The 16,999-nt window shown below is 58.2% G+C and carries 20 protein-coding genes; 16 read left to right on the forward strand and 4 right to left on the reverse strand.

Annotated features, from left to right (window positions below; translation table 11 throughout):
* The first annotated feature begins 31 nt into the window (after positions 1 to 31).
* The 10 genes from alr to ABJN86_RS10820 all read left to right on the forward strand — a co-directional run bounded on the left by alr (position 32) and on the right by ABJN86_RS10820 (position 7,939).
* Positions 32 to 1,051, forward strand: coding sequence for an alanine racemase (gene alr / locus ABJN86_RS10775; RefSeq protein WP_348367006.1), 1,020 nt, complete (start codon positions 32 to 34; stop codon positions 1,049 to 1,051).
* Positions 1,048 to 1,833, forward strand: a complete 786-nt coding sequence (locus ABJN86_RS10780; protein ID WP_348367008.1) for an ABC transporter permease — start codon at positions 1,048 to 1,050, stop codon at positions 1,831 to 1,833. The genes alr and ABJN86_RS10780 overlap by 4 nt, the downstream gene beginning before the upstream one ends.
* Complete coding sequence (locus tag ABJN86_RS10785) at positions 1,830 to 2,576, forward strand: ATP-binding cassette domain-containing protein (RefSeq protein WP_348367010.1); 747 nt, start codon at positions 1,830 to 1,832, stop codon at positions 2,574 to 2,576. Before ABJN86_RS10780 ends, ABJN86_RS10785 begins: the two co-directional genes overlap by 4 nt.
* Before the next feature lie 314 nt (positions 2,577 to 2,890).
* Positions 2,891 to 3,667, forward strand: a complete 777-nt coding sequence (locus tag ABJN86_RS10790; protein WP_348367012.1) for a DNA repair protein — start codon at positions 2,891 to 2,893, stop codon at positions 3,665 to 3,667.
* Positions 3,668 to 3,715: 48 nt separating this feature from the next.
* Positions 3,716 to 4,144, forward strand: coding sequence for a paraquat-inducible protein A (locus tag ABJN86_RS10795; RefSeq protein ID WP_348367014.1), 429 nt, complete (start codon positions 3,716 to 3,718; stop codon positions 4,142 to 4,144).
* Positions 4,141 to 4,476: a hypothetical protein gene (locus tag ABJN86_RS10800; RefSeq protein WP_348367016.1), complete on the forward strand. Its 336-nt coding sequence runs from the start codon at positions 4,141 to 4,143 to the stop codon at positions 4,474 to 4,476. Before ABJN86_RS10795 ends, ABJN86_RS10800 begins: the two co-directional genes overlap by 4 nt.
* Positions 4,477 to 4,486: 10 nt before the next feature.
* Positions 4,487 to 4,822: a hypothetical protein gene (locus ABJN86_RS10805; RefSeq protein WP_348367018.1), complete on the forward strand. Its 336-nt coding sequence runs from the start codon at positions 4,487 to 4,489 to the stop codon at positions 4,820 to 4,822.
* A 15-nt stretch (positions 4,823 to 4,837) separates the two neighbouring features.
* Complete coding sequence (radA, locus tag ABJN86_RS10810; protein ID WP_348367020.1) at positions 4,838 to 6,211, forward strand: DNA repair protein RadA; 1,374 nt, start codon at positions 4,838 to 4,840, stop codon at positions 6,209 to 6,211.
* A 13-nt stretch (positions 6,212 to 6,224) separates the two neighbouring features.
* Positions 6,225 to 6,797 carry a CvpA family protein gene (locus ABJN86_RS10815; RefSeq protein WP_348367022.1) on the forward strand — a complete coding sequence of 191 codons (573 nt, stop codon included), beginning with the start codon at positions 6,225 to 6,227 and terminating at the stop codon, positions 6,795 to 6,797.
* An 89-nt stretch (positions 6,798 to 6,886) separates the two neighbouring features.
* Complete coding sequence (locus ABJN86_RS10820) at positions 6,887 to 7,939, forward strand: fatty acid desaturase (RefSeq protein WP_348367024.1); 1,053 nt, start codon at positions 6,887 to 6,889, stop codon at positions 7,937 to 7,939.
* A 158-nt stretch (positions 7,940 to 8,097) separates the two neighbouring features.
* On the opposite strand, the gene ABJN86_RS10825 is transcribed toward ABJN86_RS10820, so the two are convergent.
* On the reverse strand, positions 8,098 to 8,634 hold the full coding sequence (locus tag ABJN86_RS10825) for a pseudouridine synthase (protein WP_348367025.1): 537 nt from the start codon (positions 8,632 to 8,634) through the stop codon (positions 8,098 to 8,100).
* A 117-nt stretch (positions 8,635 to 8,751) separates the two neighbouring features.
* Between ABJN86_RS10825 and purF the strand changes: the two genes are divergently transcribed.
* Positions 8,752 to 10,248: an amidophosphoribosyltransferase gene (gene purF / locus ABJN86_RS10830; protein WP_348367027.1), complete on the forward strand. Its 1,497-nt coding sequence runs from the start codon at positions 8,752 to 8,754 to the stop codon at positions 10,246 to 10,248.
* A 362-nt stretch (positions 10,249 to 10,610) separates the two neighbouring features.
* On the opposite strand, the gene ABJN86_RS10835 is transcribed toward purF, so the two are convergent.
* On the reverse strand, positions 10,611 to 11,195 hold the full coding sequence (locus tag ABJN86_RS10835) for a biotin transporter BioY (RefSeq protein WP_348367029.1): 585 nt from the start codon (positions 11,193 to 11,195) through the stop codon (positions 10,611 to 10,613).
* A gap of 107 nt (positions 11,196 to 11,302) precedes the next feature.
* Here ABJN86_RS10835 and ABJN86_RS10840 point away from each other — a divergent pair, with 107 nt between their 5' ends.
* From ABJN86_RS10840 to ABJN86_RS10860, 5 genes are all read left to right on the forward strand, one after another.
* A complete protein-coding gene (locus ABJN86_RS10840; protein ID WP_348367031.1) occupies positions 11,303 to 11,755 on the forward strand; it encodes a DUF1284 domain-containing protein in 453 nt (150 codons plus the stop codon).
* 13 nt (positions 11,756 to 11,768) lie between these two features.
* Positions 11,769 to 12,431 carry an SDR family oxidoreductase gene (locus ABJN86_RS10845; RefSeq protein WP_348367033.1) on the forward strand — a complete coding sequence of 221 codons (663 nt, stop codon included), beginning with the start codon at positions 11,769 to 11,771 and terminating at the stop codon, positions 12,429 to 12,431.
* 42 nt (positions 12,432 to 12,473) lie between these two features.
* Positions 12,474 to 13,295 carry a trypsin-like serine protease gene (locus ABJN86_RS10850; RefSeq protein ID WP_348367035.1) on the forward strand — a complete coding sequence of 274 codons (822 nt, stop codon included), beginning with the start codon at positions 12,474 to 12,476 and terminating at the stop codon, positions 13,293 to 13,295.
* Positions 13,296 to 13,357: 62 nt separating this feature from the next.
* Positions 13,358 to 13,798, forward strand: a complete 441-nt coding sequence (locus tag ABJN86_RS10855) for a hypothetical protein (protein WP_348367037.1) — start codon at positions 13,358 to 13,360, stop codon at positions 13,796 to 13,798.
* A 12-nt stretch (positions 13,799 to 13,810) separates the two neighbouring features.
* Positions 13,811 to 14,101 (forward strand): PAAR domain-containing protein, encoded by a 291-nt coding sequence (locus tag ABJN86_RS10860; RefSeq protein WP_348367039.1) that lies wholly within the window; start codon positions 13,811 to 13,813, stop codon positions 14,099 to 14,101.
* A 53-nt stretch (positions 14,102 to 14,154) separates the two neighbouring features.
* Here ABJN86_RS10860 and ABJN86_RS10865 read toward each other — a convergent pair whose 3' ends face one another.
* The gene (locus tag ABJN86_RS10865) at positions 14,155 to 15,006 is read right to left on the reverse strand and encodes a polyhydroxybutyrate depolymerase (RefSeq protein ID WP_348367040.1); all 852 of its coding nucleotides are present in this window, start codon (positions 15,004 to 15,006) and stop codon (positions 14,155 to 14,157) included.
* A 132-nt stretch (positions 15,007 to 15,138) separates the two neighbouring features.
* On the reverse strand, positions 15,139 to 16,965 hold the full coding sequence (locus ABJN86_RS10870) for an ABC transporter ATP-binding protein/permease (RefSeq protein WP_348367042.1): 1,827 nt from the start codon (positions 16,963 to 16,965) through the stop codon (positions 15,139 to 15,141).
* Positions 16,966 to 16,999 lie beyond the last annotated feature (34 nt).

Below are 16,999 nucleotides of genomic sequence, written 5' to 3' on the forward strand. Positions count from 1 at the left end.
CCTCCCCGCCCCCATGTTTCACCCGTAACTTATGGGAACTGGAAACCTACATATCGACCTAAGTGCGCTGGTGGAAAACTGGCAAGCGCTGGACCGCCAATCCGCCACGAACACCGGCGCGGTTGTCAAAGCTGACGGCTACGGGCTTGGTGCGGGCCGCGTCTCGAAAGCACTGGCCACGGCGGGTGTGCGCACCTTCTTTGTCGCGGCTGTCGAAGAAGCGACGGCCTTGCGGGCCTCGCTTGGACCCGACCCCGTAATTTATGTCTTTTCCGGCCATATGGCGGGCGACACGCAAACCTTGTCCGATCTCGGGGCTGTCCCTTTGCTGAACTCCCCCGAGCAGGTCGCGCGCCATAGCGCCGCGCTGCCCGACCATCCGTTTGGTTTACAATTAGATACCGGCATGAACCGCCTCGGCATCGAGGCCTACGACTGGTCCCCCGAGATGAGCCAAGATGCCTCTTTGGTGATGTCCCATCTCGCTTGCGCGGATGAACCGGAGCACGCGGGCAACAAGGCGCAACTCAAAGCCTTCCTCGACATGACCGCAGGCATTTTGGCCCCCCGCTCACTTGCGGCGACGGGGGGTATTTTGCTTGGGCCGGAGTACCACTTCGACATGACCCGCCCCGGCATCGGCCTTTACGGCGGGCTGCCCTTTAAGGGCGCGAAACCTGTGGCCCATCTGGACCTGCCGGTCATCCAAACCCGCAAAGTAAACGCTGGTGAGGCCGTGGGCTACGGCCATGCCTTCATCGCGGACACCCCGCGCGTGATCGCCACCCTATCGGGGGGCTACGCCGACGGCCTGATCCGCGCCATGTCCAGCACAGCCATGCTTTATGCAGGCGACACGCCCTGCCCCTTGGTAGGTCGCGTCTCCATGGATTTGCTCACGGTAGACGTGACCCATTTGGATGAGGTCCCCGACCACCTGACCATTCTCGGTGCGCATCAAAGCGTTGACCAATTGGCGGATGCGGCTGGCACGATCGGCTATGAGATCCTGACCTCGCTGGCCCATCGCTACAAACGGAGCTACGCATGAACCGTGCCCTTGCCCCAATCGCGCTTATTGGTGCCTTAACCCTGTCAGCCCTTGCGGCATTGGGCCGTATCGCCATTTTCGCAGGCCAGACGTTTTCGCATATGCTGCGCCCGCCGTTCTACCTCAAGGAGTTCGGCGCGGCATTGATGAACGTCGGCTACTTCTCCTTGCCCGTGATCGGGCTGACCACGCTGTTCACCGGCGGCGCATTGGCGTTGCAAATCTACGCAGGCGGCGCGCGCTTTAATGCCGAAGCCGTGGTCCCCCAAATCGTAGCCATCGGCATCGTGCGCGAATTGGGTCCTGTCATGGTGGGCCTGATGATCGCCGCGCGCGTGACCTCCTCCATCGCGGCGGAAATCGCGACCATGAAGGTGACCGAGCAGATCGACGCCCTTGTGACCCTGTCCACCCACCCGATGAAATACCTCACCGTGCCGCGTGTATTGGCGGGCATCATCGTCGTGCCAATCCTCGTGGCTGTGGGCAATATCATTGGCATCATGGGCGGCTATGTGGTGGCTGTGGGCACGCTGGATTTCAACTCCGCCAGCTACTTGCAGAACACGTCTAACTTCCTAGAGGCCTCGGACATCATGTCCTCGCTGGCCAAAGGCGCAGTAAACGGCGGCATCGCCACGTTGATGGGCTGCTACTACGGAATGAATTCTGGGCGCGGCGCGATGGGCGTGGGCAAGGCCACCAAAGGCTCGGTCGAGGCGGCGGCGGTGCTGATCTTGGCGGCTAACTTTATTCTCACAGGGATCTTCTTCACATCATGATCCGCTTTGACAACGTACATAAGTCCTTCGGCAGCAACCAAGTTTTGCGCGGTGTTGACCTGCATATCCCCAAGGGCGAGAGCATGGTCATCATCGGCGGCTCTGGCACTGGTAAATCCGTGGCACTCAAGTCGGTGCTTGGGCTGGTGACGCCCGATAGCGGCACAATTCTGGTGGACGGCAAGGATGCCAGCCTTGGGGACCGCGACGCGTTCCTTGCGCGCTTTGGGATGCTGTTCCAAGGGGCGGCGCTGTTTGACAGCCTGCCCGTGTGGCAAAACGTGGCCTTCCGCCTGATGCGCGGCTCGCTGAAACGCCCCGCCGAGGAGGCCCGCGCCATCGCCGTCGACAAGCTGCGGCGCGTCGGCTTGAAAGAAGACGTCGCGGACCGCTTTCCCGCCGAGCTATCGGGCGGCATGCAAAAGCGCGTGGGCCTCGCCCGCGCCATTGCCGCCGAGCCGGAAATCATCTTCTTTGATGAGCCAACCACCGGCCTCGACCCGATTATGTCAGGGGTTATCAACGACCTTATCCGCGAAATTGTTGTAGAGATGGGCGCCACGGCCATGACCATCACGCACGACATGTCCTCGGTGCGCGCCATCGCCGACAAGGTGGCGATGTTGCATGATGGGGTGATCCAATGGACCGGCCCTGTGGCCGACTTGGATGCCTCCGGCGATCCTTATGTGGCGCAATTCATCTCGGGCAGCGCTGAAGGGCCAATTGAGGCCGTGCGTTAGTTTCCCTTAACCGGAGCACGTGTTGGCAATGACCAAGGTCCACCCTTCAGACCGTCTCCAGAGATGATTCACCCGCATAAACAGCTGGTAGTGTCTCCCCCAGACAAGAAACGCCCGTGTCCTTATCATTTTTTGGAGGCGATGGTGCCTCATTGTTTCCATCCACTGAACAATCTCAATTTTGTCGACCGAAACAGAATGGATTTGGAGTAAATCACGCAAACTTTACAGAAAAATTCCCCGTGTAGTGTCGGCGGAATTCCGCTAATGTGTATAAAGATTTTGTAAACGGTACCTAATTGGAGGGTGTCCAAATGACTGGTGCAAACCAAAGCTGGCTGCAAGTGCAGCAGTTTTTTCAACGCATTGCTCTTGTCGCGGTTGTCTTGTTTTCAATCGTTGTCGTCGGCGCCACGCTTGCCGCGGTCATAGGTGTTGCACCGTGGTTGAGCTTTACTGCCAGTTACGGCGAAACCGTCGTGCCTTACGCCGGTATGATCACTCAGTTGTTCCTTGCAGCGCTCGCCGTGTCGCTGATTTTCTACCTGCCCTCCAACCGCCGCATTCTGGAGCTGGAAAAATCGCACCGCAGCTTCCACATGTCGATGGAAGACGTCACCCGCGCCTATGTCACCGCCCATAAGGCAGATAAGGAAGAGTTGTTCTCGCTATCTTCCGAGTTTGACGCTGTGCGCGAGCGGATCATGCATTTGCGCGACCATCCTGACCTGCACACGCTGGAGCCGTCCGTACTAGAGGTCGCGTCCCAGATGAGCCACGAATCCCGCGACTTGGCATCCGTATACTCCGAAGAAAAAGTCGACCGTGCGCGCACCTTCTTGCGCCAACGTCAGCGCGAGATCGAAGACTACCGCGAACAAATTTCCTTGGCTCAACAGACATGCGCCGACCTGAAGCGCTGGTCCCAGCAAGTTAGCGTTGAGGACAGCGTTGTTTCTGCGCAGATGCAACGTCTAGAGGCCGACTTGGCCGAGGTTCTGCCGTTGATCGGCTACGAAATTGCCGAGCAAGTAGAGCCGGAAAACGTCGTGGCATTGCCCCAAAAGCCGACAGAGAAAACCACAGGGTAACCTCAAACTCCGCTTGAGCTTTTCGCTTTGGCGGAGTTGACTGCGCCTATGTTTTTGAAATTAATAAACCTGTCCCTTTTGGTGCTGTTCCCCATCGCGTGGGTGGCGCCGCTTTTGAAGGCGGGGCTGCTTCCCTTCTTCGCGCTGTCCGAAATCTCCGTGCTAACTGGCGTTCAATCGCTTTGGGAAAAAGACGTGTTTCTAGCCTTGGTGGTGACCTTCTTTGCGTTGGTCGCCCCCTACCTGAAAACCATCGGCTTGGCATTGATCCACTTCCGCCTCGCCTCCCCGCGCTTGCTGCCTGCCATCACGTTGATGGGCAAGCTGGCCATGGCCGACATCTTCTTGATCGCTCTCTACATTGTGCTGGCCAAAGGTGTCGGTATTGGGCGGTTAGAAACCGGATGGGGCCTATATATGTTCACCGCCTGCGTCATCGCCTCGCTCGGCGTCTCCTTCATGAGTGCGCGAAAATGACCGACACCTTGCAACTCGTCATGGGTGTTGGCTCACTCATCCTATTTACAGCCGTCGTTTTGGGTCAAATGGGGTGGCAAGCCTACCGCATTTACTCCGGCCCGCCGATGATAAAGCCCGTGGCCTTCTTTATCATTCTGACCACCCTTGTGATCGCCGCCCCACCCTATGAATACGCCTATCTTGACCGCGCCATCATCGCGACGTTGCTGCTCTTCCCGCTGTGCTTGGTCACATTGTTTGCCGACCCTGGCTATTGGAAACTGCTGTCCTTGGCCTTCTTGATCGCAGCTGGCGTGGCTCTATCTGCATTCGCTTTGGCCACTATTTGAGATCGCCTGAATGCCCTACACATTGATCTTGCTAAGCATCGCAGTCTCCGCCCTGATATTTTGCGCATTACTTTGGCAGATCTACCGCGCCGTGACGACAACAGGCATGATCCGGTGGAATGCAGTCGGGCTTTGCATTGGCACATTGGCCTTTATGGCAGCCGTACCTTTGAAAAACGATTTTTTGTTCCTTATTGGAACCGGCCTGAACCTGCTGTGTTCTCCGCTCGCGACCATCAAGGATCCAAGATGGTCCAAACTGCTGCCACTGGTCCAGCTCGCCATGGCTTTGATCATTATATATCTACTATTTTTCAGTTCCAACTTGCCCGTTGCTGTCACCTAAGCCACAACACCGTCTATGGCCAAGCAACCCACCCATAAATGCACCGAGTGCGGCGCGACCTCGTTTAAGTGGTCGGGCCAATGTGAATCCTGCAAGGCGTGGAACTCCATCGTCGAAGAGTCCCCCCTTACCACCGGCCCCGGCAAGAAGTCCTTGGGCGCCATGCGCGGCAAAACGCTAGAGCTTTCCGACCTTAACGCCAAAGACGACCCACCTGCCCGCACGCCCTCTGGCGTGGCCGAGTTGGACCGCGTGTTGGGCGGCGGCTTGGTCGAGGCTTCCGCCATCCTTGTGGGCGGTGATCCGGGCATCGGGAAGTCCACGCTGTTGCTGCAAGCCGCCGCACGGTTCGCGCGCAACGGGATGGATGTGATCTACGTCTCGGGCGAGGAATCTGCCGAGCAAATCCGCATGCGCGCCGCCCGTCTGAAGCTATCAGAATCGCCAGTGCGCCTCGCCGCCGAGACCAATTTGCGCGACATCCTCACCACCTTGGACAAAGAGCGCCCCAAGCTGGTCATCATCGATTCCATCCAAACCATGTGGTCCGATCAGGTCGACAGCGCGCCGGGCTCCGTCTCTCAGGTTCGCGCCGCGTCTCACGAGCTGGTCACCTTCGCCAAACGCACCGGCACCGCGATCATCCTTGTGGGGCATGTCACCAAGGAAGGTGCCCTCGCGGGGCCTCGGGTTGTGGAGCATATGGTCGACACTGTCCTCTACTTTGAGGGCGACCGTGGCCACCAGTTCCGTGTGCTGCGTGCGGTGAAGAACCGCTTTGGCCCCGCCGATGAGATCGGGGTGTTCGAGATGACGGGGCGCGGCTTGGCCGAGGTGACCAACCCCTCCGCCCTGTTCCTAAGCGACCGCGACAAGCCCGCATCAGGATCGGTGGTGTTTTCCGGCATTGAGGGCTCGCGCCCCGTGCTGACCGAAATCCAAGCGCTGGTCTCCCCCTCGCCCAACCCGCAGGCCCGGCGCACGGTGGTGGGGCTGGACAGCCAACGACTGGCGACCATTCTGGCGGTGTTGGAATCGCGCTGCGGGGTGCCTTTTGCGGGGCTGGATGTGTACCTAAACGTGGCAGGCGGCATGCGTGTGAACGAACCTGCCGCCGATCTGGCTGTTGCCGCCGCGCTACTTTCGGCTCGCGAGGACGTCTCTTTGCCCCCTGAATCAGTGGTTTTTGGTGAAATTAGTCTCTCAGGTGCGCTAAGGCAGGTTACACAGGCCGAAAACCGGTTGAAAGAGGCCTCCAAACTGGGGTTTACCTCCGCCATCGGTCCCGAGCAGAAGAAGCTGCCTAGGGTTGATGGTATGACACTGCGCACGATGCCAGACTTGGCGACCTTCGTGCATGAATTATTCGGCACCGATCCGGCGCCCTAGGAGAGAGACGAGTATGGAAGGTTTCACCATTGTAGACGGCGTAGCGGCTGGGATTATCGTAATCTCGGCAATTCTTGCCTACTCGCGTGGGGTTGTTCGCGAAATCCTGTCCATTGTGGGCTGGGTCGCGGCAGCGGTTGTGGCGTTCATCTTCGCCCCGCAAGCCGTTCCACTTGCAAAAGAAATCCCATACCTCAACACATTGATCGAAGGCTGCGAGCCCGCGACGATCACCGCCTTCGCGCTGGTTTTTGCCGTCGCACTTGTCGTTGTCTCGATTTTCAGCCCGATCCTGTCCGGCGCGGTTCAGCGCTCTGTTTTGGGCGGCTTGGACCAAGGTCTTGGCTTCCTGTTTGGGGTGGCGCGTGGGGCCTTGCTGGTTGTGGTTGCCTTCGTGATCTACGACCGCGTTGTCGCTGATCAGGCGATTCCGATGGTAGACGATTCGCGCACAGCCAAGGTTGTGGCGCAGATGTCAGGCTCGGTTGATGACGTCATTCCGACAGATGCACCCGGCTGGATCGTTGGCACATACGAAGATTTGATCGGCCATTGCACCGAAGCCCCTACTCAGTCTGACGCATAACGACAGTTTTACCTCAATAAACTTGCGTTAACCCACCAGTGCTATATCGCTAGTGGGAACCGCCACATACAGAAGACGGACAGAGCAGTATGTTCCAAGATCGCGTAGCGCCAGAAGCGCTTACCTTGTCAGCCGACGCCCCCGCAAAAGAGTGGATTCGCCATTTGGCAAAGTACCGCGACCCAAGCTCCGCCCGCTCGGGCTTCGAATTGGTTGCGACGCTTCTTCCCTTTATCGGCATCTGGGCCGCAGCATGGGCCATGCTGTCCGTCAGCTACTGGCTCGCTGTGGCATTGGCCTTGGTCAACGGGTTGTTCCTCGTTCGTATCTTCTGCATCCAGCATGATTGCGGGCACGGATCCTTCTTCTCGAACTCCACCCTATCCGACTGGGTTGGTCGTGCGTTGGGCATCCTGACCATCACCCCCTATGACGTCTGGCGCAAAAGCCACGCCACCCACCACGGTGCTGCTGGCAACCTGGACGCGCGCGGCTTTGGCGACATCGATACGCTGACTGTGGCCGAATACGAGGCCCGCTCTCCTTGGGGCCGCTTCAAATACCGTCTGTACCGCAACCCTGTGACATTGTTCCTAGTCGGGCCAGCTTACGTGTTCTTCTTCGAGCAGCGCTTGCCCTTGGGCTACATGACGCAAGGTGCCAAGTACTGGCTGTCCGCCATGGGCACCAACGTCGGCATCGCCATTATATTAGGCCTAATCGTTTGGTTTGGCGGCATCATGCCCCTGCTGCTCGTGTTCATCCCCTCCACCATGATGGCCGCAGTTTTGGGTGTGTGGTTGTTCTATGTGCAGCACCAATTCGAGGAAACGCACTGGGACCACCAAGACGACTGGCAGGTACATGAGGCGGCTCTTCACGGCTCCTCGCACTATGTGTTGCCACCAGTTTTGGCTTGGTTTTCCGCCAACATCGGCATCCACCATGTGCATCATCTTTATTCACGCATCCCCTTCTACCGCTTGCCAGAGGTCCTAAAGGATCATCAGCAGCTGGCAGAATCCAACCAGCTGTCTATCCGCGAAAGCATCAAGACCGTTGGCCTGCAATTGTGGGATGAAAAAAGTCGTCGCTTGATGTCATTCCGTGACGTGCACAAGATGTTCTCAACTGCGAAATAAGCGACAACGGCGGATGCATCTGCTTTAACGCGGCATCCGCCTATAACCGGTAGACCGCGCTCTAGCCGCGTCAAAACTCCATCGTTCGAGATTGGCACCCACGGGCTAAGCACACTTGGATTGCTGACACGAAACACCGAAACGGTTTCAGCGCCGCTTCAAGCGTCCCGCCACTGCCCCTGCTCAATCCCCGCGAGGGACCACTCTCCTACCTGCACACGGATCAGCCGAAGACATGGGTGCCCCACCGCTGCGCACATGCGGCGGACCTGGCGGTTCTTCCCCTCATTGATGGTCATTTGAAGCCAGCTGTCGGCCACTGTTTTTCGCACACGCACGGGCGGATCACGCGGCCAAAGCCAATCCGGCTCGGGCACAGCCCCCACCTTTGCAGGGCGCGTCTTGCCATCCTTCAACACCACACCTTCGCGCAATTGATCAAGCGTGCCGACTTCAGGCACGCCTTCGACCTGCACCATATAGGTCTTGGCAGCTTTAAATTTCGGGTGCGCAATCTTGGCCTGTAATTTCCCGTCATCGGTCAAAACCAGCAGACCCTCGCTGTCTCGATCCAACCGGCCAGCGGCGTAAACCTTTGGCACATTTATGTAATCCGAGAGCGTCGCACGAGATTCACCGTCAGTAAACTGCGACAATACCCCATGCGGTTTGTTGAAAAGTAGGATGCGAGACATAGCACACGACATGCCACGTTCAACTTCTCGTCGCAACGGGGCAATGTCCCGTGACTTCCCCAAGTAAACCCCGTAACAGGTGGCAGATACCTGTCACGCGGATACGGAGCTGCCCAAATGTCGCAAGCGGACCTTGACCAATGTCCTGAGCCTTGGCTCGAAAACCCATTAGATGATGACAAACTCAAAGAAGAATGCGGTGTATTTGGCGTGATCGGCGCGCCAGAGGCAGCAAACTTCGTGGCCCTCGGCCTGCACGCTTTGCAGCACCGCGGCCAAGAGGCAGGTGGCATCGTCACCTACGACACAGACGCAGGCTTCCAACAAGCCCGCCGCTTTGGATATGTCCGCGACAACTTCACCTCCAAGAAAATGATGGAAACGCTTCCCGGTAGCCTTGGCATCGGGCATGTGCGCTACTCCACTGCCGGCAGCAAAGGTCAGACGGCCATTCGCGACGTGCAGCCCTTCTTTGGGGATTTCTCCTTGGGGGGCGCAGCCATCGCGCATAACGGCAATATCACCAATGCCGATGCCCTGCGCAAAGAGCTTGTTGAGCGCGGCTCCATTTTTCAAAGCTCATCGGATTCCGAGTGCATCATTCATCTGATTGCCCGCTCGATGGGGCGCAACATCCCTGACCGCATGAAAGAAGCCCTGCGCCAGATCGAAGGCGCGTTTTCTATTGTGGCGATGACCCGCACCAAACTTATCGGTGTACGTGACCCGCGCGGCATTCGCCCTCTTGTGTTGGGCAAGGTTGGCGACAACGGCCATGTTTTGGCCTCGGAGACCTGCGCGCTTGATATCATGGGCGCTGAGTTCGTTCGCGAGATCGAACCTGGTGAGATGGTCGTCATTACTGAGCAAGACGGCGTCAAAAGCTACAACCCGTTTGAAAAGGTACGTCCGCAGCCTTGCATCTTTGAACTGGTCTACTTCTCTCGCCCTGACAGCATGGTTGGTGATCGCTCCGTCTATGAAGTGCGCCGCGAGATTGGCCGCGAAATGGCTCGCGAAAACCCGATTGAGGCCGACATGGTTTGCCCTGTCCCCGATAGTGGCACCCCTGCCGCCATTGGGTATGCTCAAGAATCTGGTATTCCCTTCGAGATGGGCATCGTGCGCAACCAATATGTTGGTCGCACATTCATCGAGCCCTCCGAGCAGATCCGCAACATGGGTGTGCGCTTGAAGTTGAACGTCAACCGCTCCTTGATGAAGGGCAAGCGGGTCATTCTCGTCGACGACAGCGTTGTGCGCGGCACCACCTCACGCAAGATCAAGGACATGGTTTTGGAAGCCGGTGCAGCCGAAGTGCACTTCCGCATCGCCTCCCCACCCACTGTTTGGCCCTGTTTTTACGGCATAGACACACCCACACGCACGGAACTTCTGGCCGCGAACATGAGCGAAGAAGAGATGCGCGAGTACATCGGCGTCTCCTCCTTGAAGTTCATCTCCATTGACGGCCTCTACCGTGCATGTGGCCAGCCAAATGGCCGCGACCCCAAGCAGCCTGCCTACTATGATGCGGTCTTCACGGGCGATTACCCAATCCCCCCGAAAGACATGATCGCCAAAGGCTTCAAGATGAAAACAGCCGCAGAGTAGCGCCACACTCACACGGACAGTATCTTTACAAGGGACGGGCTTCATCGCCTGTCCCTTTGTCTTTCTGCGAACGGTGCCGCTACGTGGCCTTAACCACTGGGCCGTAAAACCTGTCCTCGGATCCAAACTGAAAACAGTGACCTCACGCTTGAGCGGCCCTACACCCCGCCCAAGTATCGATGCGTCACCGGTGATATGAAGCGCAAGGGTGACCCCCTTGCAAGATGCGCCAAGTGTCGTCTTGGCGTCGTGGGCCACATCGCTTTTCAAGGCGGCCGCCTCTTTTAATCACGTAGAGACAAACGGAAAACGCCGCCCCCAGTTAAGGGAGCGGCGCTAAAATTCGTCGTTGTTAGCAGGGCTTAGGCTTCCTTGGAGAAAGCCTTCATGCCGCCAGCAACCAGCAGGGCCGCGATAACCGCTTTAACAGCGTCGCCCAGCAGGAACGGGCTAACCCAGTACGTCCAGATGGAGGATGCCGAGGAGCCAACCCATTTGCCTTCGATTGCAAACAGCTCTGCGCCGAACATCGGCCAAGCAACGCCTGGGATGTACAACAATGCGGACGCCAGCAGCGCGCCGCCAGCCATGACAACGACGCTCTTGGAACGCTCAGCAGCCAAACCAGCCACATAAGCCATTGCGATGAAGCCGAAGAGGAAACCAGCGGTTGGGCCAACCAACGGCAACAAACCAAAGCTGCCATTTGCGAAAACTGGCAGACCAGCAGCACCCTCAACGAGGTATGCAATCACGGTTGCTGCCCCTAGGCGCGAACCAAAAGACAGGCCAACAAACAAAATGGCCAGCGTCTGCATGGTCAAAGGCACAGGGAAGAAAGGCACGGAGATTTGCGCCGCAACTGCGATCAGAGCGGAGCCGCCCAAAACCAGCAAGGCCTTCTTAAGAAGTGTGTCGGTGCCGAATGCGGCTTGTGTCAGTGTCATGGCTGTTCCTTCAGCGTTAAAACTTTGTGCCGTTTTCGGCAGCGCGGCGAGGTTTGTCAAGCAATCTGCGCTTGAAAAATAAGGGCTGCGGTGAAAGACACTAGCATATGAGCCACCCTATTCACTACCGCCCCCACCACTTCCTTTGCTCGCTAGGCTTTGAGAACAAAGGCTACTCCGACGCCTTTATCGCTAACATGGCGAGCATCGTTGAAGGACAACTGCGTGCGCCTTCGGGGGAAGACAAAAAACTAAAAATCACCTTCCAAGCCGACGACATTTGCGCCCCCTGCCCCAAACGACGTGGAACGGGGTGCTCCGAACAAGCCAAAATTGATACCCTAGACGCCGCCCATGCCAAAGCCTTGGGGTTGTCCGAGGGCGACGTGATCACATGGGGCGAGGCATTGGAGCGCATAAAATCGCGCATCACTCCGCCAGACCTTCATCGCATCTGCAAAGACTGCGCATGGCTGGAATACGGCATGTGCGAGGCCGCCGTGGCGCGGCTGCGTGACGCGGAGGTGCAATCCCCTCTTGATCCCCGAGCACCGGAATGACACCAGAGGCCCCATGACAAATCAACCTACCAAAATTGCGCTGGTCACTGGCGCGTCGCGCGGCCTTGGGGCTGCAATGGCTGAAAACTTGGGCGCGCGTGGCTACCACGTCATAGCCCTCGCCCGCACCGTGGGCGGGCTGGAAGAGCTGGACGACCGTATCACCGCCAAAGGTGGCAGCACGACCTTGGTGCCTGTTGATATCAACGACGACGACGCGATGGCGCAGATTTGCCACTCCATTCACCAGCGGTGGGGCCATGTTGATCTGCTGATCCACGCGGCGGTTCACGCCCCGCCCTTGTCACCGATGGAGCATGTCGACGCCAAAGACCTCGACAAAACGCTGGCAACCAACATTCGCGCCACCGCGCGGTTGATCTTGAACACCACGCCTTTGCTGAAAGCCGCTGAGGCTGGCCATGCGGTGCTGTTTGACGACCCAGAGCAAAGCGACAAATTCCACGGCGCCTACGGGCTGACCAAAGCGGCACAAATGCGCATGGCAACCAGCTGGCGGGACGAAGTCGCCAAATCCGGTCTTAGCATCCACATGCTGACCCCCGCCCCAATGCCCACTGCCACCCGCGGGCGCTTTTATCCAGGCGAGGATCGCAGCAAGCTGGCCGATTGCCACGAGGAGGCCACACGCCTTCTTGATCAATTGCCCCTCTGAGCGCCCTATTCCTGCCAAAATGGGTGCGTAACTCTCGCCTCCATGAAACGAGTTCTCTTTTCCCTATTGTTCATTTGCGCCTCGGCGCAAACCCCGTTGCAGGCGCAAAACGCCGCCTCTCCTCATCAACCATTGGATACGGCCTCAGAGGTTTTGCCTTGGCAGGCTGTTGGCCGTTTGGACTTGGGGCGTTCGGGCTTTTGCACAGGGGCGATGATCTCTCAAAAGCTGGTGCTGACCGCGGCGCATTGCGTCTACGACAAGGGCACAGGCGAGTTACGCGACGCTGAAGAAATCTTATTCAGGGCCGGCTACCGCAATGGCCGCGCCGCGGCAGAGCGCAAAGGCAAGCGGATCGCAGTGCATCCTGATTACACCTACGGTGGCGGCACCAGCACTTACTCCGAAATCTCGAATGATGTGGCCGTGATTGAGCTGTCGCACCCCATCAACAACGCAGCCATTCAGCCGTTTCGCACACACCGTCAACCCACGGCCAATGATCCTGTAACTGTGGTCTCCTACGCGCGGGGTCGCTCGGAAGTCCCCGCTCTTGAGGACGGTTGCAAAATGACCCACGCCGCGCGCGAGGTTTTGCATTACACATGCGACATCGACTTTGGAGCCTCCGGCTCGCCCGTTTTTGTGGCAACAGACCAAGGCCCGCAGATCGCGTCCGTGATGTCATCGGTTGGAACAAGAGGCAGCAACGACATCGCACTTGGCGCCGCGATGGGGCCGTCAGTGGACCGTCTGGTAAGGCAGCTTCAAACATCCAACCCGACCTCCAAATTCGTAACCGTTGGCAATTCAGCACGTGCAACTGGCGTCGTCACCTCCCGCTTACCGCAAATTACGAATTAGCGCTTTCCTCTTTATACCCGCGCCATTTTCTGCTTTGATGTGCTCATTGTAGGAGACGCATTATGACCGATTTGAACACGAAATCACCGCTCGACATCAGTTACGACCAATCCGAGGGACGCCTTGTCATCACGACACCAGGCGGTCTGGTTGTGCATATCGAGGACCCGCGAGAGGCCAAAGCGCCCTCCGACACCCCTGATCTGGTGATCACCCCCGACCAAGACAGCCTGCGCATCAACGCCTCGCAGTCCTTGTCGCTGAACTCCATGGGCCATTTGAACCTATCGGGCCAAGAGGGCGTGACCATCAACAGCGGTGGCGACGTCACATTGGTGGCCGACAACAATGTGACCGCCGCAGCAGCCGAGACCCTGACCTTGAACGCGACCGACATTTCTGCGGACGCGACCAAGACATTCACCGGTTCCAGCAGCGAGGAATCGACATTGATCTCAGACGGCGAAACCATCGTGCGCGGCGCGATGATCCGCATCAATTAAGGAGGCGTTGATATGCCCCCCGCAGCCCGCCTTGGCGACAACCACGTCTGCCCTATGGTCGATCCTGGCCCGAAGCCGCATGTCGGCGGTCCAATCTCCGGCCCTTGTGCCCCAAATGTCCTGATCGGCGGCTCGCCCGCTGCGGTGGTTGGCGACATGTGCGTCTGCGTCGGTCCACCTGACACGATCACGCAAGGCTCCGGTAAGGTCATGATCAACAACAAACCCGCCGCGCGGATGGGCGATGGCACGGCACATGGCGGCAAGATTGTCGTTGGCTTTCCAACAGTCATTTTCGACTGATACGCCATCAGCCTATGAGTTCAGGGGCAAACCAAGCAGGCATTGAACACTGCTCAGTTTGGCTCTGGCTCCTCAAGGCGGGCATCAAACCAGTCAAGCACCCTCGGGGCCCAATCAGAGGGCGAGCCGTGACCACCCGAATGCAGCATCAAATCAATGCGACCAGAGGTGCAGTCTTCCCAATGCTTGAACCACCGCTCACCTTCAACTGCGGAGCGTGACGGCTGACGGCTCGTGCATCCGTTTGCCTCGCGCAGGATTTGCATACTTTGCCACACATCACCTTGCGCCACCGCCCCGTCCCATAACGGCCTGCCCTCTAAGGGGACCGTGCGATCGTTCCAGCCGTGCGTATGAAATAGGTCCACAGGGCCTTCACAAGATGCGGGCAATGTATCCCAGAACGCGCCAGCAGATGGCGCATATGCACGCGCGATTTTTGGGGCGAAACAGGCGACGTCCCAGACCATGGATCCCCCTCGGGAGAACCCTGAAAGTAGCATCCGTGATCGGTCCACACCTTGGGTCTGCGCGACGTGATCCATCACGTCATTCAGAAACGCGATGTCGTCTTTCTCATGACCAAAGTTATCCGCGCGCACGGCCCAATTGTTGGGAAAGCGCGCCGTAGGATGTTCACCGTTCGGTGCAACAAATACGAAGCCCCGCGCCAAAGCCCTACGGGCCATATTCGTCTTGAGCAAACCGCGACCACGCCCACCTCCACCATGCAGCAACACCACTGCCCCCCGAGGTTCCCCCTCGGGCAGTGACATGTGGTAAGTCCCACTCTCAATCTCGCAAGGATTATCCGCCGCGCCGCACGTGTCGGCCTTGGCCTCGAACGCAAATGACGACAGCGCAAGCGTGAAGGTGATTGCGCTGGTTTTAACTGTCTTCGTCATAGTTCTACTGGTCCCTACTTGCGGCTTTATAACTTGTGCCCCGTTTAGGCGCCCACATAGGTTTAGGTTCAAGACACGTTCGCGAGAGCGCATATTTTGATCGACATGGCGTCCTCAGCTCCGCGCGACTATCTAGGCCGCGTCAGCATCCTCTGCGAGTTGGCGGTGCCAAAGCGACGCGTAGCGCCCATCGCGTGCTAACAACTCCTCATGCGTCCCCTGCTCCGCCACCACCCCGTTTTCCAAAACCACAATCAAGTCCGCGTCAGCAATCGTAGACAAACGGTGCGCGATGGTGATCGTCGTGCGGCCTTGCGACATCTCTTGCAATGAGGCTTGGATGTCGGCCTCGGTCTCCGTGTCCAAGGCAGATGTGGCCTCGTCCAGCAGCAATATCGGCGGATTTTTGAGCAAGGTGCGTGCGATGCCCACGCGCTGCTTCTCGCCCCCCGATAGCTTCAGGCCACGCTCGCCCACGGCGGTCTCATAGCCTTCGGGCAGCTCCATGATGAAGTCGTGGATTTTGGCCGCCTTGGCCGCCCCTTCGATCTCGGCGCGGGTGGCCCCTGCTTTGCCGTAGGCGATGTTGTAGAGGATCGTGTCGTTGAACAGCACCGTGTCTTGAGGCACCACGCCGATGGCGTCATGCAGGCTTTCTTGGGTCACGTCGCGCACATCTTGCCCGTCAATCGACAAGCCGCCGCCGTTCACGTCATAAAAGCGGAACAACAGGCGCCCGATGGTGGATTTCCCCGAGCCGGACGGCCCGACAATGGCAACAGTTTGCCCCGCTTGGACCTCCAGCGACACGCCTTTCAAAATGGGGCGTTCCGCGTCATAGCCAAAATGGACGCCGTCTAGACGCACCGCCCCGTCAGTGACTTTCAAAGGCTTGGCGTCGTGGCTGTCGTTTACTTCGGCGGGCTGCTCCAGCAGGTCAAACATTTCAGCCATGTCGACCAAGGATTGGCGAATTTCGCGGTAGACCGTGCCAAGGAAGTTCAGCGGCATGGTAATCTGGATCATATAGGCGTTCACCATCACAAAGTCGCCCACCGTCAGGGTGCCGTCTTGCACCCCCATGGCCGCCAGCACCATCACCGTGACCAAGCCTGCGGTGATCAGCACCGCTTGCCCGAAGTTCAGAAACGCCAGCGAATAGGAGGTCTTCAGCGCCGCCGCCACATAGCCCTCCATCGCGCCGTCGTAGCGCGCCGCCTCGCGCTTTTCCGCGCCAAAGTATTTGACCGTCTCGAAGTTCAGCAGGCTGTCGATGGCCTTCTGGTTGGCGTCCGTGTCTTGATCATTCATCTGCTTGCGGATTTTCACCCGCCATTCGGTGACCGCGAATGTGAACCACGAATACAAAGCTATCGTGACAACTACGGCGACCAAGTACCAGATACTAAACACAAAAGCCAAAACCACTGCGATCATCAACAGCTCTAAGATCAGCGGCCCAATTGAGAACAGCAAGAAACGTAGCAGGAATTCGACACCCTTCACCCCGCGCTCCACAATGCGGCTAAGGCCGCCAGTTTTGCGGGTGATATGGTAGCGCATGGACAGGCGGTGAATATGCACGAAGGTCTCAAGCGCCAGCATCCGCAACGCCCGCTGGCCCACAAGGGCAAAGACCACATCGCGCATCTGCTGGAACCCGATATTCATAACCCGAGCGACGCCGTAGGCCACGGTTAGCCCCACTGCGCCCAAGGCCAGCATCCAGCCCGCGTCACTTGCATCGCCGGATAGCGCATCCACCGCACCCTTGTAGAACACGGGCGTTCCCACCGCGATGATCTTGGACGCTACAAGGAACATCACCGCAATCACCACGCGTCGCTTCACCCATGACTGATCCTCGGGCCAAAGGTAGGGCACGACTTTGCGCACAACATGGAAGCCATCTTTGCGTAGGTCTTGCTGCATTCGGGCGTCGGATACTTCGGTAACCATTGATGGAGGGCTTTCTTCTCAGGCTAGGATCACA

The organism is Litoreibacter sp. (genome assembly GCF_039974535.1).
In the GTDB taxonomy this organism is placed as follows: Bacteria; Pseudomonadota; Alphaproteobacteria; order Rhodobacterales; family Rhodobacteraceae; genus Litoreibacter.